Origin of the sequence: Paenibacillus sp. FSL L8-0340, from assembly GCF_038593145.1 — a bacterium.
GTDB lineage: Bacteria > Bacillota > Bacilli > Paenibacillales > Paenibacillaceae > Paenibacillus_AQ.
Genome location: NZ_CP151967.1, coordinates 1,438,814 through 1,458,044 on the forward strand (window position 1 = coordinate 1,438,814; position 19,231 = coordinate 1,458,044).

Annotated in this window: 19 protein-coding genes; 14 read left to right on the top strand and 5 right to left on the bottom strand. The window is 52.0% G+C overall.

The window, feature by feature from the left end; all coding sequences use genetic code 11:
- Positions 1 to 147: 147 nt before the first annotated feature.
- Positions 148 to 549, bottom strand: a complete 402-nt coding sequence (locus NST07_RS06610; protein ID WP_342481256.1) for a secondary thiamine-phosphate synthase enzyme YjbQ — start codon at positions 547 to 549, stop codon at positions 148 to 150.
- A gap of 198 nt (positions 550 to 747) precedes the next feature.
- On the opposite strand from NST07_RS06610, the gene cysT reads away from it, so the two are divergent.
- The 4 genes from cysT (at position 748) to NST07_RS06630 (ending at position 4,936) form a co-directional block, all read left to right on the top strand.
- Positions 748 to 1,563: a sulfate ABC transporter permease subunit CysT gene (gene cysT / locus NST07_RS06615; protein ID WP_341119642.1), complete on the top strand. Its 816-nt coding sequence runs from the start codon at positions 748 to 750 to the stop codon at positions 1,561 to 1,563.
- Entirely contained in the window at positions 1,560 to 2,357 is a 798-nt protein-coding gene (locus tag NST07_RS06620) for a sulfate ABC transporter permease subunit (RefSeq protein ID WP_341377584.1), read from the top strand. Before cysT ends, NST07_RS06620 begins: the two co-directional genes overlap by 4 nt.
- A 2-nt stretch (positions 2,358 to 2,359) precedes the next feature.
- A complete protein-coding gene (cysA, locus tag NST07_RS06625; RefSeq protein ID WP_038587129.1) occupies positions 2,360 to 3,424 on the top strand; it encodes a sulfate ABC transporter ATP-binding protein in 1,065 nt (354 codons plus the stop codon).
- 495 nt (positions 3,425 to 3,919) lie between these two features.
- Positions 3,920 to 4,936, top strand: coding sequence for a sulfate ABC transporter substrate-binding protein (locus NST07_RS06630; protein ID WP_342481257.1), 1,017 nt, complete (start codon positions 3,920 to 3,922; stop codon positions 4,934 to 4,936).
- Between the two features lie 116 nt (positions 4,937 to 5,052).
- On the opposite strand, the gene NST07_RS06635 is transcribed toward NST07_RS06630, so the two are convergent.
- A complete protein-coding gene (locus NST07_RS06635; protein ID WP_038587134.1) occupies positions 5,053 to 5,499 on the bottom strand; it encodes an HIT family protein in 447 nt (148 codons plus the stop codon).
- Between the two features lie 183 nt (positions 5,500 to 5,682).
- On the opposite strand from NST07_RS06635, the gene NST07_RS06640 reads away from it, so the two are divergent.
- A complete protein-coding gene (locus tag NST07_RS06640; RefSeq protein WP_342481258.1) occupies positions 5,683 to 6,462 on the top strand; it encodes an MBL fold metallo-hydrolase in 780 nt (259 codons plus the stop codon).
- A gap of 613 nt (positions 6,463 to 7,075) precedes the next feature.
- On the opposite strand, the gene NST07_RS06645 is transcribed toward NST07_RS06640, so the two are convergent.
- Positions 7,076 to 7,882, bottom strand: a complete 807-nt coding sequence (locus NST07_RS06645) for a Cof-type HAD-IIB family hydrolase (protein ID WP_341377587.1) — start codon at positions 7,880 to 7,882, stop codon at positions 7,076 to 7,078.
- 90 nt (positions 7,883 to 7,972) lie between these two features.
- A complete protein-coding gene (locus NST07_RS06650) occupies positions 7,973 to 8,896 on the bottom strand; it encodes a DMT family transporter (RefSeq protein ID WP_341090483.1) in 924 nt (307 codons plus the stop codon).
- A 241-nt stretch (positions 8,897 to 9,137) separates the two neighbouring features.
- Between NST07_RS06650 and NST07_RS06655 the strand changes: the two genes are divergently transcribed.
- From NST07_RS06655 to NST07_RS06670, 4 genes are all read left to right on the top strand, one after another.
- Positions 9,138 to 9,851 (top strand): metal-dependent hydrolase, encoded by a 714-nt coding sequence (locus NST07_RS06655; protein ID WP_341090484.1) that lies wholly within the window; start codon positions 9,138 to 9,140, stop codon positions 9,849 to 9,851.
- 160 nt (positions 9,852 to 10,011) lie between these two features.
- The gene (locus NST07_RS06660; protein ID WP_341090485.1) at positions 10,012 to 10,587 is read left to right on the top strand and encodes a TetR/AcrR family transcriptional regulator; all 576 of its coding nucleotides are present in this window, start codon (positions 10,012 to 10,014) and stop codon (positions 10,585 to 10,587) included.
- A gap of 21 nt (positions 10,588 to 10,608) precedes the next feature.
- On the top strand, positions 10,609 to 11,556 hold the full coding sequence (locus NST07_RS06665) for an ABC transporter ATP-binding protein (RefSeq protein ID WP_341090487.1): 948 nt from the start codon (positions 10,609 to 10,611) through the stop codon (positions 11,554 to 11,556).
- Complete coding sequence (locus NST07_RS06670) at positions 11,553 to 12,695, top strand: ABC transporter permease (RefSeq protein WP_341090489.1); 1,143 nt, start codon at positions 11,553 to 11,555, stop codon at positions 12,693 to 12,695. Before NST07_RS06665 ends, NST07_RS06670 begins: the two co-directional genes overlap by 4 nt.
- A gap of 203 nt (positions 12,696 to 12,898) precedes the next feature.
- On the opposite strand, the gene NST07_RS06675 is transcribed toward NST07_RS06670, so the two are convergent.
- The gene (locus tag NST07_RS06675; protein WP_341090492.1) at positions 12,899 to 13,900 is read right to left on the bottom strand and encodes a lipoate--protein ligase; all 1,002 of its coding nucleotides are present in this window, start codon (positions 13,898 to 13,900) and stop codon (positions 12,899 to 12,901) included.
- 224 nt (positions 13,901 to 14,124) lie between these two features.
- On the opposite strand from NST07_RS06675, the gene NST07_RS06680 reads away from it, so the two are divergent.
- From NST07_RS06680 to NST07_RS06700, 5 genes are all read left to right on the top strand, one after another.
- Positions 14,125 to 15,219 carry a threonine-phosphate decarboxylase gene (locus tag NST07_RS06680; RefSeq protein WP_342481259.1) on the top strand — a complete coding sequence of 365 codons (1,095 nt, stop codon included), beginning with the start codon at positions 14,125 to 14,127 and terminating at the stop codon, positions 15,217 to 15,219.
- Positions 15,220 to 16,122: 903 nt separating this feature from the next.
- Entirely contained in the window at positions 16,123 to 17,079 is a 957-nt protein-coding gene (locus tag NST07_RS06685; protein ID WP_341090495.1) for an adenosylcobinamide amidohydrolase, read from the top strand.
- 37 nt (positions 17,080 to 17,116) lie between these two features.
- The gene (cbiB, locus tag NST07_RS06690) at positions 17,117 to 18,076 is read left to right on the top strand and encodes an adenosylcobinamide-phosphate synthase CbiB (RefSeq protein ID WP_342481260.1); all 960 of its coding nucleotides are present in this window, start codon (positions 17,117 to 17,119) and stop codon (positions 18,074 to 18,076) included.
- Positions 18,077 to 18,101: 25 nt separating this feature from the next.
- Positions 18,102 to 18,404, top strand: coding sequence for a hypothetical protein (locus NST07_RS06695; protein WP_342481261.1), 303 nt, complete (start codon positions 18,102 to 18,104; stop codon positions 18,402 to 18,404).
- A 59-nt stretch (positions 18,405 to 18,463) separates the two neighbouring features.
- Positions 18,464 to 19,186: a histidine phosphatase family protein gene (locus NST07_RS06700; protein ID WP_342481262.1), complete on the top strand. Its 723-nt coding sequence runs from the start codon at positions 18,464 to 18,466 to the stop codon at positions 19,184 to 19,186.
- Positions 19,187 to 19,231: the final 45 nt, after the last annotated feature.

Consider the following 19,231-nt stretch of genomic DNA (forward strand, 5'->3'; position numbering starts at 1 on the left):
CTAGCCCTTCACACTTTAGAACGTTGCATTGGTATAACTTTGCATGGCGAAAGTGTTATAGAGGCTATGCATTGTATAGAAGGCGGATCCCCGAAACTGGCGGAGCCGCTTTTTCTATACAATAATAGCTATAACTTTCGGGTCTGCCTACCCCTCGACAATTTTCAAATAACACTGCCGCCGTCTCGGCCCGTCGAACTCGCAGAAGTAGATGCCCTGCCAGCGTCCAAGCAGTAGTGCGCCTTCGTGGATAATAATGCTCTGTGAGGGACCGGCCGTAATCGATTTCAGATGAGCGGCGGTATTTCCTTCCGCATGACGGTAGTTGGGATGCTCCCAGGGAAAAACTTCGTCAAGTCTCATCAGCACATCGTGCTTCACGTCGGGATCGGCATTTTCGTTGATCGCAATTCCTCCGGTGGTATGCGGGCAATACACGACGATAATCCCGTTCTGTACACCGCTCTTTTTAACATAGGAAATAACTTCGCGGGTAATATCCCGCAATTCGTCCCGCTTGCTGGTCGTGATCTCCATGGTATGAAGCATTAGTTTGTATCTCCTTTCGGTGCTGCAGAAGTTGGAATGATAATATATTTTACCCCAAAAGTCTGTGAAAGTAATTGACGATACCAGAGGCATTTGGTAAAGTAGTGATAATATTAAACCAAGTATATTAATAGGAATAATTATGGGTATAAAGGCAAGTAAACCGACCGGTAAGCCGGAGGTGGGGGGACTTATAACTTGAATTCGCTGCTTAGACACAAGGGTTGGACTTGGGGATTTCGCTCAACTATACTGTTGTATTTCGTAATTCTTATCGTTTTGCCTATACTGGGCGTCTATTACAATTCATTTTCGCTAGGGTTCGGCAGTTTTGCTGAAGCGATAAGCGACCCAATTGCCTGGAAGTCGGTCTTCTTGACCTTAAAACTGGCCGTTATTGCCACAGTTATTAATGTTGTACTCGGCACGATGATTGCCTGGGTCCTTATACGTTATCAATTCCCCGGCAAGGCACTGTTGAACAGTCTTGTTGATCTGCCTTTTGCCCTGCCAACAGCAGTAGGTGGACTGATGATTCTCCTGCTGCTGGGTCCAGGCAGCCTGATTGGCGGGCTCGCGGAGGCGCTGGGCTTTGAAATTGTGTTTCATCAACCGGCGATTGTAATCGCTATGGTTTTTGTAACTTTCCCCTTCGTAATCCGTGCGGTTCAGCCGCTGCTGGAGGAGCTTGACCCTTCCGAGGAAGAAGCGGCTTATACGATGGGAGCCAAAAGCAGCCGCGTATTCAGGCAGGTCATTCTGCCCTCCATGGCACCGGGGATGATCAGCGGCGGGATGCTGGCCTTCTCACGTGCGCTTGCGGAGTTCGGAGCGGTTGTATTGGTAGCAGGCAATATTCCGGGCCGTACACTCGTCTCTTCCGTTTTTATTTTCGGGGAAGTGGAGAGTGATAATCCGGTGGGGGCTGCTGCGGTTTCCATCATTCTGCTGACGTTGTCCTTTCTTATTCTCTGGATGATCAATCTGCTGCAGATGCGGGGGAGACGGTCATGAGAAAATTATGGATTGGACTAACTTACCTAGTATTTTTCCTGCTGATTGCTGCGCCGCTGGGCAAGATGGCCATGGGGGCCTTCAGTGAAGGCGTCGGCGGCTTCTGGGCCGCCCTGAGCAGACCGGAGGCGCTGCATGCACTGATGATGACCGGGTTTGTCGTAGTTGTCGTTACGCTGCTGAACACGCTGTTTGGCATTATGATGGCTCTTTATCTGGTGCGGGCAAACTGGCTGGGGAAACGGGTGAAAGGGCTGCTAAACAGCATTGTAGATTTGCCCTATGCGGTATCTCCGGTTATCGGCGGGCTGATGATTGTGCTGCTGCTGGGCCCGGACAGCGCTTTGGGGTCAATCTTCGAACAAATCGGACTGAAGATTGTGTACGCTTTTCCCGGGATGGTCATTGCTACGCTCTTTGTAACCTTCCCTTTAATGGTGCGTGAAGTGATGCCGGTGCTCCAGGAGATCGGTTCACAGCAGGAAGAGGCGGCTTCAACGCTTGGAGCCTATGGCTGGACAACATTTTGGAAGGTGACCTGGCCGTCGATCCGCTGGGCGGTAATCTATGGTGTAATTCTAACGGTTGCGCGCTCGCTTGGTGAATTTGGTGCGGTGCTTGTCGTTTCCGGCAACATCATGAACAAGACCCAGACCGCGACCACCCTGGTCTACCAGGATGTCGAGAATTTCAATGTAACGGCTGCGGGCGGGATAGCGCTGGTGCTGGCCGCATTTTCCGCGGGTCTGCTGCTGCTGATGGAATGGAGCAAGAGAAGAAAGGGAGTGCATTAGGTATGCATGTCGAGGTTCGGGGTCTGAATAAACATTTTGGAGATTTTCATGCCGTCAAGGACGTTGATTTCGGGATTACCAAAGGTCATCTGATCGGGCTGCTCGGGCCCAGCGGAGGCGGAAAAACCTCGATTCTGCGCATGCTGGCAGGACTGGAGACGCCGGACAGCGGTGAAATCATTTTTCACGGCCGGGCGGTGAACAATCTTCCGCCGCAGGAGCGGGAAATCGGCTTTGTTTTCCAGAACTATGCACTGTTCAAGCACATGACCGTTTATGAGAATATCGCTTTTGGTCTTAAGGTGAAAAAAGTTAACAAAAATACGATCCAGAACCGTGTTATGGAATTGGTGGAGCTCACAGGACTGAAGGGGTTTGAGAAACGGTATCCCCATCAGCTCTCCGGCGGCCAGCGCCAGCGGGTGGCTTTTGCCCGGGCGCTTGCGCCTGAGCCGCAGCTGCTGCTGCTGGATGAGCCGTTCGCGGCGATTGACGCGAAGATCCGCCAGGAGCTGCGTTCCTGGCTGCGCGAGCTGATCGAGCGTGTCGGGATCACCTCCATCTTCGTTACACATGACCAGGACGAAGCGATAGAAGTGGCCGATGAGATCATGATCATCAACCAAGGCCGGCTGGAGCAGAAAGGCACGCCTTGGGATATTTACAAGGAGCCGAAGACGCCGTTTGTCGCGACCTTTATCGGCGAGTCTACACTGATCGAAAGCGCCTCCGAGCTGAAGGGCTTTAAGAATGCGGGCGGCGGCAAGCCGACCAAAGCCTTGATCCGCCCCGAGTATATCGAAGTGGGCCATCTAAATGAATTTAAAATGGCTTCGGCCACGGAGCAAGGTGTCGTGAAGCATCTGCATTTCCGCGGCAGCGAATGGCTGGTAGAGGTGGAAGTGAACGGACATAAGCTGGTGACCTACCGTTCACTGGAGAAGGAAACCTTGCAGCCGGGCCAGGAGATCGCCGTGCTTGTCCACCGCGCCTATCTGTTTAATGATGAGCGGAGCTGGATTCAGGAGAACGGGCTGAAGGAAGACCCAATGCCTGTATTCATTTAATCACTCACTAGATTTCATATCATTAACCGTCCGCAGCAGGACGGTGCAGTTTTTATTAAATATAAAACAGGGTTTAACAATCTGTTGTCAAAGCGGCAAGAGGCGAGTTGAAGCTGGAGCAAGCGATAGCGCCCGCGATGAAGTAAGATGAACTTTAGCCAACAATAACGGGTGAAAGCAACGGAGGGGAATTTTGGAACTGTAGGAGCGACAGCGTTCGCCTTTATGTTTGGATTTCTACCGCTAGCAGCGGTTCAAATCAGGAAATCCAAACATAACAGCGACCGGAAGTCCAAATATTCACCGCAGTTGTGAGCAAGCCTTTGAACAGTGCTTGAAGTACATCTTATATCTGCTGATAGCTGCACCATAGGCAAATGCTCCCCCAGCCAAGCGTCACACACAGATTGTTAAACCCTACACCCCGAAGGATGTGGAGCCGGTATGAGGCTTTTCAAAAGGAGCAGACAACTGCACGGATGGCTAGCTGCCTTAATGCTGGTAATGCTCGCGCTGGCCCTTGCCGGCTGCGCGAAGGAACAGGACACCGCAGCGGAGGAAACTCCCCAGCAAGGAGACCTGACGCTTGTAGTCGGTGCCTATAGTGTGGCTAAAGACGCGATGGGCGATATTCTGCCGTTGTTCGCAGCGAAGTGGAAGGCGGAGACCGGCCAGACTATCGCCTTTCAGGAATCCTATGAGGCTTCGGGGACCCAAGCCCGGGCAATTGCCGGCGGGTTCGAAGCCGATGTGACGCTGCTGGCCATGGAAGGCGATGTCGACAAGCTGGTAAAGGCAGGGCTGGTAGAGAAAACTTGGAAGGAGCGGGGAGAAGCCGGGATGGTGACCCGCTCGGTTGTCGCTCTAGGGACACGCGAAGGCAACCCGAAGGGAATTCACGACTTTGCTGATTTGGCGAAGCCCGGCGTTAAGGTGCTTTATCCCAATCCGAAGACCTCTGGCGGAGCACAGTGGGACATCAACGCCATCTATGGGGCGGGTCTCAAGCTGTCTGAGGCGCAAGGAGGGGTGAAAGACCCTGCTGCCGCTAAAGCTTTTTTGGAGAGCATACACGCGAACGTAGAATCTCTGGACAAAAGCGGGCGGGCTTCGATGGCTGCCTTTGAATACGGCGTGGGTGATGTTATCGTCACCTATGAGAATGAGCTGCTGGCGCGGATTGCCCAGGGTGTAAATTATGAGGTTGTTATTCCACAGAATACGATCCTGATCGAGAATCCTGCGGCGGTCGTGGACAAATACGCGGATGAGCATGGAACCCGCGAGGCAGCGGAGGCGCTGGTGGACTTCCTGACAACCCGGGAGGCCCAAGAGGTCTTCGCCGAATACGGCTTCCGTCCGGTGAATGAGCAGGTGTATGCGGAGAATGCAGACCATTATCCTGTCCCGGCTGGGCTTTTTGATATTCAGTATCTTGGCGGCTGGGATGAAGTGCGCAGCACACTCTACGCCAAACGTGGAGTCTGGTATCAGGTACTGGCCGGAATATAACTTATACGGATAGGATTGTGCAGACCAAAGCTGCAGCAAATAAGACCGTACCTCACCGCAGAGGGCGGTCTTTGCTCTGTTTTTATATGTAATCTTTAAGCCTATACTTTGTCAGCCTACAACTTCTCCAACGCTCCCCGCAGTTTATGCTTCAATTCTTCCAGTGCCTCATGGCTCGGTCTGACACTTTCTGAATACATCGTCTCTCTAGGCGTCCACCAAACAGGATGAGTAGGATTCGGTTCTGTTAACCTTCTAGGGAAGATATGCCAGTGTATATGTGAATCACCGTTGCCAAGCAGTTCATAGTTTAGTTTATCCGGTTCAAAAGCTATGTTGACCGCCTCGGCGACTTTACTCATTTCCATAAGAAACTTCTGCTTGAAGCCGCTGTCCAGTTCGTGAAGCTCCCGTTTATGTTCCTTGCAGAGAAAAAGAGTGTAGCCTTCAAAATACTGATGGTCGCCAATGACCACATAGCCGGTTTCGAGTTCAGCTACGAAGTAGGGATTGGTGTCTTCTTTAATCATGTCAATCCGTCTGCAGATCAAACAGTCTTCCATGAAAATAACCTCCTGTATGCGTTCTTGAAATCCACATTTTACATTAACGGCTCCCCCCTTTCACCGCTGTGCTAAATATGCTTGTTGCATGGAGAGCTTTAATAATAATGAGATGAAGAGGGAGATGTACTATAATGGGGGTTACTTAAACTTCCGCACCGGGAACTGAAGGAGAGATTAGAGATGGATAACTTGGTGTTTTTGGGGACAGGCGACGCAATGGGCGTTCCCCGGGTATATTGCAGCTGTGAGACCTGTATGGAGGCTAGAGCGGGCGGGCTGAATGTGCGGCTTCGCTCTTCCGTGCTTATAGATAACGGCAGTGATTTTGTGGCAATTGACTGTGGTCCGGACTGGCGGCGGCAGATGGAATTGCTTGGGCAGCGTACTATGCGCAGGCTGCTGGTGACTCATGCCCATTTCGACCATATTGGCGGATTGCCCGAATGGGCAGATGCCTGCCGCTGGATGGGATATAAAGGGGAGCTGTACGCGCCTGCGGAGGTGATTCCGGTGATTCTGCGGCAATATCCATGGCTGGACCGCAATATACAGATGATACCGTGCGATGACGGGATCAAGCTGGATGGCTGGCAGATCGACACGTGGAAAGTGAATCACGGCAAAAACGGATACTCCTACGCCTTCCGCCTGGAGAAAGAGGGGTATAAGTGGGTATATTGTCCGGACTCCATCTCCCTTACACCGCAGGAAACGGAGCGCATGCATGGCCTGGATCTGCTGGTACTGGGTACAAGCTTTTATTATGAGGCGGCGGAGCTGTCGACACGTTCTGTGTATGATATGACGGAAGCAGCAGATCTGCTGCGGACAGTTCAGCCGGCACGCGCCGTATACACACATATGTCGCATGATGTGGATCTGAGAAATGCTTATATTTTGCCGGAAAATGTGACGCTGGCGGTTACGGGCCTAAGACTCCCGCTCACACGTTCAGAGTAAATGAAAGGCGCGGAGCATAGTAGAGCTGGCAGGTCAGGGGTAAGCATGATAGGCGCGGAGCCAATAGATTTCCCGTCATGCTGCTAGCTGTGCCCCGCTAGACAACAAAAGGGTGCTTAGTCAAGGTCTATAGACCCGGGACTAAGCACCCTTTTGCATAATGGCCAGGGCGGAGAATTAATATGAGATATACAGTAGCGTCAATGCTACGGCCCCTGAGCGACAGAACGCGTACTATTAGTTAGTTGAGTAATCAGCAGTCAGGTAATGAGCGGTTCAGCATATATTCAGAACGATCTGCTTATTCGCAATTGCGGTTAGCTGTATTTCATACAACTATAACTTTACTTTTTGGTCCCAATTTGGGAATAGTTGTACTTTGTACATTTACATAGGCGGATTCCGGCTGAAAAGCAGGTTTTCGTCTTTTTTAATTGCACGGAATACAACTATTTCTCAAAATCAATAGTTTTTGCCCCAAATAGTTGCAGCAAATACATTTAAGCAGGGGGTTACTTATGCGATCTTCAATCGCACACTTCAACCTCCCGGTTCCCGCAGAAGCATCCGCATTCCCCATCATTACAGCACACTGCCTAAGGTTTACCTCAGCTTAAGCTTCTACGTTATTCAGAATAAATTTATCGATAGCGAATTTTACACCGTCTTCGTTATTGCTGAGTGTAATGAAATCAGCGATTTCCTTCAGCGCGGGAATGGAATTGGCCATAGCAACGCCGAGTCCGGCAGCTTCCAGCATTTCGTGGTCGTTCCAGGAATCTCCCACAGCAATGGTTTCGGACAGCTCGCAGCCGAAGTGGGCCGCAAGGAACTCAAGCGCCAGGCCTTTGGTGCCTTCATGATGCATGATTTCCAGGAAATGCGGCTTCGACTTCGTGATGTGGACGGAAACACCCAGCAGCTCACGCAGAATTGGCGACAGTTCGTCCAGGAATGCGGGATCGTCGATGATGAGCATTTTTGGCGTTTTTTGCGGAACGAGCTTTTCCCAATCCGGCTCAATATAGTATTGGGTTCCGTTCAGCGCGGAGTAATCAATCAGCTTCTGGTTCTCTTCACGGGCATACAGCTTGTCGTCAATATAAGTCTGCAGATGCAGGTCATGCTCTACACAGTAGGTGAACAGCTTGCGTACGGCATCCTGCGGGACATAACGTTCGTACAGTACTTTTTCATCCATCAGGTTCTTCACCAATGCGCCTTGATAGGTGATGATTGGCACGTTCAGTCCCGTTTGACGGGCGATGGCTTGTGCTGAAGCATAAGCGCGACCGGTAGCCAGAGTTACGACAACGCCTGCGGCAACGGCCTGTTCCAGTGCGGTCTGTGTTGCGGGAGTTACTTCTTTCTCATCATTGATCAGGGTGTCGTCAATATCGATAGCAATCAATTTGTACATGTGTGGTTCTCTCCTTAGTTGGCTTCTATTTGTATTTGTATTTCCGGCTTGTAGCGGTGGTTTGTACTGCTGTTCAGTCCTGCTTCAGGCTCAGTTTCTATCCTGCTGCAGAACTCCGTTCCTGGCCGGTTCAGGGCTGAGCTCCGCCATTAGCATGGCCGCAAGGATGCAAAGGCAGCCGAAACCAGCGGAGATGCCTAATGTCTCACCGCCGAAGGCAAGGCCGGTCAAGACGGCGAATACTGGCTCCGTAGCGTAAATGATGGCTACCCGTGACGGGGTGGTGTACTTTTGGCAGGCGGTCTGAATCCAGAAGGCAAACGCGCTCGTTGGACCAATGGATATCAGCAGCGCCCACAGCACATCCGGTTTCAGGATCAGCTCTCCGCTGTGAGCCAGCGGTGCGGTTCCGTCTACAAGGAGCGAAGCCACAATGCTGAACAGTCCGACAAAAGCGAGCTGCAGCGTCGCCAGCGGCAGCGCCGGATAACGCGGAGCATACACGCCAGTATAGGCAACCTGCAGCGCAAAGGCGACAGCGCAGAGCAGAATCAGGCCGTTGCCTTTATTCAGGGAGAATGCCGAGCCGGTAAAGGTCAGCAGATAAAGTCCCGCCACCGCCAGGATTGCACTAAACCAGGTATAGCGGGATATAGCGTGTTTCAGCAGCGCCAAGGACAGGAAAGGGACAAGCACCACCGACAGACCGGTAATGAACCCGGTGTTGGAAGTGGTCGTGTACAGCAGGCCCATCGTCTGGAAGCCATAGCCCATAAACAAAAAAAGGCCGAGCAGCAGGGAGTGGCCCACCATGCGCCAGCTTAGCTTTTTCCATTCATGGCGGTAAAAAACAGCGGTAATCAGCGCCAGCAGCAGAGCGGCACCCGTAAACCGGATACTGTTAAAAGCGAGAGGCGGCAGCACTCTGACGGCATGCTGTACAATCAGAAACGTTGAGCCCCACATTATCGCTACCAGCAGCAGACTGAGATCGGCGATTCTGGAGCGGGTCACAGTGGTCATCCTTTCCTGGAATATAAGAAGGGTTAGATAGAGTTCAGCTACTGTATCAAGTTGTCCAAATTGTATCCTAAAACAGGGGGAAGGACAAGCCGAAACTGCGCAAAAGGGCAGCTGGTACAAGGAGTGAAACTTAATCATTCAGCCCAGGCTGGACAAAAAATCCAGACCTTGGTATACTTCGATAACCGTACACTTGTTCTTATTTCGACAACTTAGAAAGGAGCGGTTCTCTATGATGGGCAAATCCCATTTAGTAATCAGCACCGGGGTTACCCTCTCTGTTATGAATCTGCTCGGCTATGAAATCACGATTCCGGCGATCGCCGTGGCAGCAGTCAGCGCGCTGCTCCCCGATATCGATGAGCCGAATTCATTGCTGGTGCGCAAGGCGATTCCCGAATTCCTGCTGCGCATCCTGCAGGTGGCTCTGATCGGAGCAGCGGTGTATCTCTATTTTGCCGAAGTTGCAGCTCCGCCCTGGAATATCGCCCTGGCGCTGCTGGTGGGCAGCGTGTCCTTCCTGCCGGGCAGGAGGCTGCGGCATCTCGTCATGCTGCTGATTGCGCTGGCGCTGTTCGCGTTCGCAGACGATTACGACCCGTGGAACTACATTGCCGCCTGCGTGCTGGTCGTGTCCTCCGTGGTCCCGCACCGCGGGCTAACACATACGCTCTACGCGGTGGCCGGGTGGGGAGCGCTGCTCTATTTTGCCTCCCTGGAAATGAATGACGGCGGCAGCCTGTGGATTGCCGGCGGCCTGTCCTATGCGCTGCATCTGCTGGCGGATTCGTTGACCCAGCGCGGGATCACCCCGCTGCCTCCGATCCCCTTCAAGCTTCGGCTTAAGCTGATGAGCACCGGCACGAAGAAGGGTAGTGCAGTAGAGAATCTCTGTATTGTGTTTACGCTTGTACTGGTCATTTATGCATTTGTACTCACCCCTTGAGACGGCCGAAGCTCCTCCTGGGGCACTGAAGGCTTTCCGCTGCTTGCAGCGGGGAGCCTTTTTTCTCGTCCTTTTTGAGCAAGGTGTTATTTAATTCACAGATATCACCAACAGACCTTGTTATATTGAACATACCGACGGTCGGAATGGAGAGCCGAATATGACAAAAAAACAGTTAAAGCAACATAGAGTGGAGTCTCTGCTCCTGGCAGCCGTAGAAGAGTTTCTCGAAAAGGGCTATGATGGCGCATCTGTAGATGCTATAGCCAAGCGGGCCGGTGTCAGCAAGGGCGGCTTTTATCATCATTTTCCCAATAAGGAAGTCCTCCTGATGGAGGCGAATCAGAAGCTTTCAGAGCCAGTCATGGAAATGGCAGAAAAGGCTTACTCGAATAGCAGTGCTATGGATGGATTAAGACAATATATTAAAGAATATCTGAACTATTGGGCAAGCAGGCCAAGAGAATTGAGCTTTTTTTTCTTATCGATGTCAAAGGCTTTGCAAGCTCCGGCCCTTATGGAGTATTACAGAGAATATGTAAATCAAAGCACTGCGTTCTTTGTAGGGATGTTTCAAAAAGCAGTGGAATCCGGAGAGGCTGATCTGAGGGACCCCGAAGCCTATGGAATCTCCTTGATGGGGGCACTCGATGGGGTTGTTTCTTATGTGATGATTCATCCTGAGGAGGATATTGAGCTTCTGGTTGAGCGGTTTGAACAGGTCTGGCTGAAATAAACGAAAGGAGTAATCCAATGTATGGAGCATGAGAACTTTCTTTCTGTAGAAGGATTAAGCAAAACATATGGTGAACTGCCCGCAGTAGACAATGTAAGCTTTTCGGTTCGCAAGGGAGAGGTATTCGGGTTGCTCGGACCCAATGGTGCCGGTAAGACGACTACCATAAGAATGCTGTGCGGTCTTCTCAAAGTGGATTCAGGCCGTATTACTGTAAATGGAATCTCCATGTCTTCCGGCTATGAACGTGTAAAAGGGATGATAGGGCTGTGTCCGCAGGAAATCGTCATCTGGGAGCTGCTTACCTGCCTTGAACAATTGAAATTTGCCGGTATGGCCTACGGGCTAAGTTCCAGAGCAGCCGGTAATAAGGCAGAAAGCCTGCTGCAATCGCTTGGACTTTGGGAGAAAAGAAATAAGCTTGCCAAGACGTTGTCAGGCGGTATGCAAAGGAGACTCAATATCGCGCTGGCACTTGTCCATGACCCGAAGCTGATTATTTTGGATGAACCTCAGGCAGGGCTTGATCCCCAGAGCAGAATACTCGTACGTGACTTCATCAGGCAGCTGGCACAAGAAAGAACGGTGATTCTCACCACACATGACATGGATGAAGCCGACAGACTTTCAGACAGGGTGGCTATCATGGACCATGGGAAGGTGCTTTTGATAGACACTCCCGAGAAGCTCAAGGCAAAGTCCGGGGAGGGAGAACTTCTGCAGATACGGGTTAATGGGGTAAGCGCAGATTTGGCCCATCAAGTCCTGAAGTCGATGCCGGATGAATGTACAGAGCGAACCTATTTGGATGGATTATTTCTGCTGGGGGCGGGTGGAGTTCTTGAGCTTATTCCGAAGGTGAACCAGAGATTGCAGGCTTTTAACATACATATAGAGGATATGACGATCCGGAAGCGGACGCTTGAGGATGCATTTATTGCTGTGACTGGAAGGGGGCTGCGGGAATGAGACTGGCGGCTTCGGTTACCAAATCCTTTAAGGAAAACATAAGGGATTGGAAAGTTCTCGCGATGGTCTTGATGTTCTCTCCGTTCTTTTTAGTACTGATGAACCTTTTTTACGGGGGAGGGCCTATCACTTATCATTTAGGCGTTCTGAATTTGGATTCAGGCCATGCATCCATCGAATTAATCAGCAATCTGAAGAATATGAAGGGGCAGGACAACTCGCATCTATTTAATGTAACCGGTTTTGGTGGCGAGGAGCCATTAAGAGCAAAGGTAAAGGAAAAGGTCGTAGATATAGGAATCCTCATCCCAGAAGATTATTCTGACAAATTAGCCGGCAAGGCTGCCGGGAACAATGCAGACTCTGCTCATGTAAACTTTTATGGAAGCATGGGGAATATGCGATATCCGGTTGCGGCGGTATGGGTGGGAGATGCTATAAGCAAACAGGGGTTGGATGCAGCGGAAATAACATTGCCCGCAAGTATAAATGAAACTTTTCTGGAGAAAAAACAGCCGTTGAACGAATTTGAAGGTTATGTTCCGGGTTTAATCTCTTTGGCTGTTTTAATGATCCTGTTTACAGCCACAGCTTCCATTGTGAAGGAAAATGATAAGAAGACACTTATAAGGTTGAAGCTCAGCCGTCTTGGAGCCTTCAATTTCCTTGCCGGTATATGTATTACGCAAGCCATCGTAGCAGCAGGGGCCATTGTTCTGTCCTACTGGACGGCGCTTGGATTAGGCTACAGACCGGCAGGAGGATTTGGTGCCATCCTTGTCGTTGGGATCCTGTCGAGCTTCTCCATGGTTGCTATAAGCTTAGTGGTAGCAAGCTTCCTGAATACTGTTTTTGATGTTTTAACTGTCGGCTGTTTTCCTTTCTTTATTCTAATGTTTTTTTCAGGGAGTATGTTCCCCCTGCCGAAGATGAGTATATTGACAATCCACGGGCATTCCTTTGGGATCACAGATTTATTGCCGCTTACGCATACCGCCAATGCTTTTAATCACATCTTGAACGATGGAGCAGGCTTGCATGAGGTATGGTTTGATTTCACAATGATTGCTCTGCTCACCATAATATATTTTGTAACAGGACTTTTGCTGTACCAGAAGCGCAAGCTTTCCAAAGCATAACTGAATGTGAACAGAGGAAGGAACGGCGCTGGAAACCGCTGTTTCATTAAAAAAACCAGCCAGACTCCCGTTATTGGAGCTTGGCTGGTTTTTGTTCAAATATAAGAATTTATATGTTTCACACGATAACTTATCCTTCTATTTCTCGCTGAAACGGTACCGTCCTTAAAAAGGACGGCAAAGCCGTTTCCACTTGCGAAAAGCTATTCCTCCAGGAAAATAAGCCCGATAAAGTCCTCCGGCTCAATGCGGCCGAAATAATGCTTCAGATCGAGCCCGGACAGAGCGTCTCTGACCTCAGCTTGCTCATAACGTTTGCCGCGCAGCGCGTTCTCTACGTCTGCCACATCGCCGACGCCGAAGAAATCACCATAGATTTTGATCTCTTGAATAATGGAATCTTCAATATCCATGCGGATATCGACAAGTCCTGCCGGGAATTTGCGGGTATGCTTCACATTGCTTTTCGGCGACAGGCCGTAGTTCCAATCCCAGTTCTGGTAATGCTCCCTGGAAATTTCATTGATCCGAACCCAGTCGTCCATGGTCAGCTTGTACTGTGGAACCTCGGAAGGCTCCATGCCAAAGATGGAACGCAGCAGGCCTTCGCGGAATTCCTCAATCGTCATTTCAGTGCCGAGCAGCTCCTTAATGTTGGCCACCCGGCTGCGCACGGATTTGGTGCTCTTGGATTTGAATTTCTCCGGATTGACATTGAGCGATGCCTGCACATCATCCAAATTGAGGTTGAACATCAAGGTTCCATGGCTGAACATACGTCCGCGTGTGGAGAATTGGGCATTTCCGGAGATCTTTTGCTCGCCGACCTGAAGGTCATTGCGCCCGCTAAGCTCGGCATTTACACCCATGGACTGCAAGTAGTCGATCACCGGCTGAGTGAATTTGAGAAAGTTATGGAACGACTGTCCGTCGTCTTTGGTAATAAAGCTGAAGTTGAGATTGCCGAGGTCATGATAGACAGCCCCGCCGCCGGACAACCGCCGCACGACCTGGATGTTGTTGTCTTTTACATACTCCTGGTTGATCTCTTCAATCGTATTCTGGTGTTTGCCGATGATGATGGACGGACTGTTGATATAAAAGAGCAGATAGCTTTCGTCCATCGGCAGGTTTTTAAGTGCAAACTCTTCAATCGCCAGATTAATCGATGCGTCTGTGATTCCTGTGTTATCGATAAAAAGCATAGTGTATTCCTCCGCTTAGGCATGATTAACTACTGCATTTATTCTAAACTAAAAGCTTGCATTTCACAAAATAGAAAACATTTTTCATATAAGCAGCTATGTGTGCTGAAGAACCTAACTGTGCATTCACTGATGCCGGGGCATTGACGTACTCTTGGCAAAGGGGCAATAATTGGGTCAATGAAGAAGATACCCGCGAGAACGATCAGAGGGAGTGCAGAACTATGCTTGAAAAATATGGCCACGGCGGTGATTTGCTGACAGCAGCGGAACTCTATGGGGTAGGGGACGGCCTGTTTCTTGATTTCAGCGCCAATATTAACCCGCTGGGCCCGCCGCCCGGCGTACTTGAGCTGCTGCGTGATTCCGGGCAAGCCGTCACGGCTTATCCCGATCCCGGACACCGCAGATTAAAGTCGCTGCTGTCGGAGAGTCTTGAAGTAGACAGCAGCTGGATTACGGTGGGCAACGGGGCAGCAGAGTCAATGGCGCTGTTACTGCTGGCTGCAGCACCGCGCAAGGTGGGGATCATTGAGCCTTGCTTCTCCGAGTACCGCCAGCTTGCGGAGCAGTTCGGTGCGGAGGTCTTGTCCGTTCAGGGAACGAAGGAGCAGGATTACCGGGCAGGTGTGCAGAGCATCGCCAGACTGCTGGAGCAGGTCGATCTGCTGTTCCTCGGCCAGCCGAACAATCCAAACGGCGTCCAGTATTCGCTGGACGACCTCCGTCTGCTGGCACGCAAGGCGGAGCGCTGCGGGGCCATTTTTGCAGTCGATGAAGCGTTCATCGACTTCATTCCCGGGGAGCGGCGGCAATCTTTGCTGCCGGAGCTGGCGGGGTACCGTCAGACGGTGCTGATCCGCTCGATGACGAAGTTCTATGCCATCCCGGGGCTGCGCCTGGGATTCACGGTCGCGCATCCCGAGCTTGCAGCGGCAATGACCGCCAAGCAGGTGACATGGAGCGTGAACGGCCTGGCGCTGCTGGCCGGGGAGGCTTGCCTGCGCAGCGGGCAAGCCTATGAGGTGCACACCCGCGAGTTAATCGCGGGGGAGCGGGAGGTGCTGCGGCAGGGGCTGCTGCACCTTGGCTGCGCTGTGCCGCCGGGCGAGGCCAACTTCCTGCTCGCCGGCCTGCCTGCGCCATGGACGGCGCAGGAAATGCAGGCTAGGCTGGGCCGCAGCGGCATCCTGGTGCGCAGCTGCGCCATGTATGCCGGCCTGGGGCCCGGCCATATCCGCGTCGCGGTCCGGGGGCAGGGCGACAATGCCCGGCTGCTCCGGCAGATGGCGGAGATTATGCAGGGGGAATTTTTATGATCGGCTGGGCTGCTTGCTCAGACAGATATATGCAGGAGGCATAAGCTGGCGAAGATTATTAATCTGCGGAGAATAGCAGTGGCGGCCAGTCATAGCGATCAGAGTTGTAACTATTTGCAATGTGCTTGCTTGCGGATCTGCTGACTGTAGCAGCGAATATGAGTGTGATGAGATTATGGAATAGATGTATTTTCTGCAACTATCAGGTGCGGCTGCAGGGTAGTTTGAGAGTTACTTGTATTTTGTGCAATTAAAAGTAGCTGAAATGGGCATTTCTGCTGAAACAGGCTTTTTAGATGTACGGAGTGCAACTAAATCAAATTTCCTCCTGAAATGAGAGCTTTTAGTTGTACAGTATGCAGTTATCTCTATAGTTGAGGATGTGAAGAGGTATGTTAGAGGGGAAGAAGTATGTTAGCTAAGAAGAGGTAGGTTAGAGGGGAAGTAATAAGTTAGCTGAGAAGAGGTAGATTTGCTGAGAAGAGGTAGGTTAGAGGGGAAGAAGTATGTTAGCTAAGAAGAGGTAGGTTAAAGGAGAAGTAGTATGTTAGCTAAGAAGAGGTAGGTTAAAGGAGAAGTAGTATGTTAGTTGAGAAAAAGTTTGTTAGAGAGCTAAGGTTATTACTATAAAAAGTCATAGTGATCTGGCTGCCCTTCAATACTTAGCAAGAATCAACGTTGATGAGAGTTTTATGTTATTCATTCCTTGTGCGGCAATGTTTAGTGAGATCGGCTGGATGGCATGCTTCTTCTTGCCCGCTTTTTGAGTACAATTACAGTAGGAGTTACGAGCCGTAGTAAGCTGCGAACATGGAGCTGAAGTACGAACCAGGTTGAAACTGCGAACAAGGCTGATGCTGTGCATAGATTGTGGAAAAAAACTGTGAGGGGAGATGGTAGAAGATGGACGAAGTGAAAATCCCTTTTAATCTTACCGGCGGGGAAACTGTGTATCTGAGCAGGGTATGGCCGGGGCTTGTACTGGAATGGAAGGAAGGACATCTGCTGCTGGAGTTCCCGGCTGAGGCGGATGGGATTTCGAGTGCGGTGTACGGCGGGGGAATGGGGCGACTACAGCGGGCCGTCAACCAATTTGTCAGTCGTGATTACGAGTGCAGCGATCCTGTGCGGGATATGGAGCTTAAATTGCGCGAATGGGGCTACCCGCAAGAAGGCTGTGCGGGCCTTATGACCGCTGTGCCGCTGGAGCACGCAGCTGTGATAGAAGAAGATACCGGCTCGGCAGGTATCTTTTGCTGTGTGACGGCCGCTTCAGGCAATGCCGCGCGCGCCGGGGTGGAGCGCCCCGTGCTGGCGGCTTACCGCCCCGGCACGATCAATATTATGCTCGGCATTGATGGACGGCTGACTCCGGCGGCGATGGTCAATGCCGTAATGACGGCAGCCGAAGCCAAAGCTGCCGCCCTGGCCGATCTCGGCGTCACCGATCCCGAGAACGGCCTGATTGCAACCGGCACAACCACGGATGCGGTTGTGCTTGCCGTGAGCCAAAGCGGGCGCTACGGCGCGGAGCATGTCTACGCTGGAACAGCTACTGATCTTGGCGGCGCGATTGGCAGGCTGGTGTATGCCGCTGTTACCGGCAGCCTGCAGTCGGTGAAATCCGTTCAGCCGGCGCAATCTGTGCAGCCAGCTAAGGTGGAACAATTGGCTGAACCAGTAATATCGGTTCAAACAGATCAAGTTGTGCGATATGATTCCAAGGCGAAAGCCATCCAAAGCGCCTCCATGGCTCAAGCTGTGCCACCTGCTCCACTGGCTCAAACTGTGTCATCCGCTCGACTGACCCAAGCTGTGCCATCTGCTCCACAGGAGCAGGCTAGGACGGGCGGGCAATGAGCAGCCTATTCCTGATAACCCGGCGGGGTGAGTGCCTGTGAGTCTTGCGTTAATATTGCTGGCAGCCTATATGCTGGACCTTATCGTAGGCGATCCAAGGAGTCTTCCCCATCCCGTAGTGTATATGGGGAAGGCGATTTCTGCGATCGAGCGGCTGATCCGCCGCTTTGTCTTGCAGCCGCGGAGTCTGAAGCGGGCCGGGGTCCTGCTGCCGCTGCTGGTGGCGGGCGGAGCCTGGGGGCTGACAGCACTCCTCGTCGGACTGCTGTCCTGGGTATCTCCCTGGCTCGGCTGGGCAGCCGGGGCTTGGCTGATCTCCACAACGATTGCCGCCAAAGGATTGAAGGAGGCAGGGCTTGCCGTATATGTCGAGCTGCGCAAGGGTGATCTTCCCGCAGCGCGCAAGGCGCTGGGGATGATCGTCGGCCGCGATACGGCTGGGCTGGAAAGCCCGGAGATTGTCCGCGGCACTGTGGAAACCGTAGCGGAGAATATCGTCGATGCGATTATTTCCCCGCTGTTCTTTGCCCTGCTGGGCGGTGCACCGCTGGCCATGGCTTACCGTGCAGTGAACACGCTGGATTCCATGGTCGGCTACAAGAACGACAAATACCGCGACCTCGGCTGGGCATCCGCCCGGCTCGATGATGTGGCCAATTACATACCGGCGCGAATCACTGCGCTGCTGTTAACCTTATGCGCCTGGCTGCTGCGGCTGGATTGGCAGGGCTGCTGGCGCACCGTACTTCGCGATGCCCGCCTTCATCCCAGTCCGAACAGCGGCTACCCGGAGTCAGCAGTTGCCGGAGCACTGGGCATTCGGCTGGGGGGCGAAAATGTCTATCACGGCATCACTTCGTTCCGGGCTTACATGGGAGAACCGCTGCGTCCTATGGAACCGGAGGATATCATTGTGACCTCCCGACTAATGCTGCTCTCTTCGGCAATATTCGTCTGCTTCTGTGCGGCATTGGCATGGATTTGGATCGGAGGCTGAGCGGCGGGCATGACAGACCTAACACATGGACAAGAACATGGACAAGAACTTAAGCATGGGCATGTGCGCGAACATGAGCATGAGCATGAGCATGAGCAAGAGCAAGAGCAACAACAAAGACAAGAGCGAGAACAAAGGCAAGGGCAAGAACAAAGGCAAGGGCAAGGGCAAGGGCAAGAACAAAGGCAAGGGCAAGAACAACGGCAAGAGCAAGAACAACGGCAAGAGCAAGAACAAAGGCAAGGGCAAGATCAAAGGCAAGGGCAAGATCAAAGGCAAGAGCAAGAACAACAGCAAGGGCAAAAGCACGGAAAAGAGTCAAAACTAAAACAAGTGCTAGAGCAGGAGATAAGAAAAGAGCCAAGGCCGAGGGATGAGAAAGCACAGGTGCTGGCTCCAAAACTGGATCAGGTTCGGCCCAAAGTGCTGCCCAAAGTACTCCAGCTCCAGTTAGTTCTTCTCCGCCATGGCCATACGCAGTGGAATAAGGAACGCCGTTATCTGGGGAGTACGGATATTCCTCTACTGCCCGGAGCACGGGAGGAGATGACTGCGCTCAGGGAGCAGCCTGAACTGCGCGGTGTTTTCTGGCGGGTATATTGCAGCGATTTGCGCAGATGCCGGGAGACATTGGCTTGCATCGCACCAGGTCTTGAGGCGTCGGCCATTTATGATTCCCGTTTGCGTGAGATGAGCTTTGGCGCGTGGGAGGGCTGTACTTATGAGCAGCTGCAGAATAATCCCGATTATCGAAGCTGGATTGATGATCCTGCCGAGGTCACGCCGCCTGACGGGGAATCCTGGCAGGCGTTCGAAGCGCGGCTGGACTCTTTTTTACAGGAACTAAGGCAGTCAGCCGCAGCAAGCGGGGATGAGGCTGAATTAAGCCTGCCCCCTGAAGACGGTACCGGCCAAACTGCCGTCCCGGGCCACCATCCTAGTGAAGAACCGCTGCATTTGCGTGTGCTGCTGGTGACCCACGGCGGTGTAATCCGCCAGCTGCTGGCACGGGCTTTGGAGGACGTGACTTTCCGTACTGCCGCCGCTCCGCCGCCTGGAACAGCGGTAGTACTTACACTGGTACGGAGCGCAGGCAAGTGGCAGTGGTAATCCTTATTCAAAAAAAATGTTCTGCCAAACGCATCTGCAAGCACT

Excerpts from the sequence above, each read along its gene's own strand:
- NST07_RS06675 (WP_341090492.1), bottom strand. The coding sequence starts at position 13,900 with ATGCTTTTTATCGATAACACAGGAATCACAGACGCATCGATTAATCTG.
- NST07_RS06680 (WP_342481259.1), top strand. The coding sequence starts at position 14,125 with ATGCTTGAAAAATATGGCCACGGCGGTGATTTGCTGACAGCAGCGGAA.
- NST07_RS06660 (WP_341090485.1), top strand. The coding sequence starts at position 10,012 with ATGACAAAAAAACAGTTAAAGCAACATAGAGTGGAGTCTCTGCTCCTG.
- cysA (WP_038587129.1), top strand. The coding sequence starts at position 2,360 with ATGCATGTCGAGGTTCGGGGTCTGAATAAACATTTTGGAGATTTTCAT.
- NST07_RS06630 (WP_342481257.1), top strand. The coding sequence starts at position 3,920 with ATGCTGGTAATGCTCGCGCTGGCCCTTGCCGGCTGCGCGAAGGAACAG.
- NST07_RS06635 (WP_038587134.1), bottom strand. The coding sequence starts at position 5,499 with ATGGAAGACTGTTTGATCTGCAGACGGATTGACATGATTAAAGAAGAC.
- NST07_RS06610 (WP_342481256.1), bottom strand. The coding sequence starts at position 549 with ATGCTTCATACCATGGAGATCACGACCAGCAAGCGGGACGAATTGCGG.
- NST07_RS06695 (WP_342481261.1), top strand. The coding sequence starts at position 18,102 with ATGGACAAGAACATGGACAAGAACTTAAGCATGGGCATGTGCGCGAAC.
- NST07_RS06640 (WP_342481258.1), top strand. The coding sequence starts at position 5,683 with ATGGATAACTTGGTGTTTTTGGGGACAGGCGACGCAATGGGCGTTCCC.
- NST07_RS06665 (WP_341090487.1), top strand. The coding sequence starts at position 10,609 with ATGGAGCATGAGAACTTTCTTTCTGTAGAAGGATTAAGCAAAACATAT.
- NST07_RS06685 (WP_341090495.1), top strand. The coding sequence starts at position 16,123 with ATGGACGAAGTGAAAATCCCTTTTAATCTTACCGGCGGGGAAACTGTG.
- NST07_RS06670 (WP_341090489.1), top strand. The coding sequence starts at position 11,553 with ATGAGACTGGCGGCTTCGGTTACCAAATCCTTTAAGGAAAACATAAGG.
- NST07_RS06620 (WP_341377584.1), top strand. The coding sequence starts at position 1,560 with ATGAGAAAATTATGGATTGGACTAACTTACCTAGTATTTTTCCTGCTG.
- NST07_RS06655 (WP_341090484.1), top strand. The coding sequence starts at position 9,138 with ATGATGGGCAAATCCCATTTAGTAATCAGCACCGGGGTTACCCTCTCT.
- NST07_RS06645 (WP_341377587.1), bottom strand. The coding sequence starts at position 7,882 with ATGTACAAATTGATTGCTATCGATATTGACGACACCCTGATCAATGAT.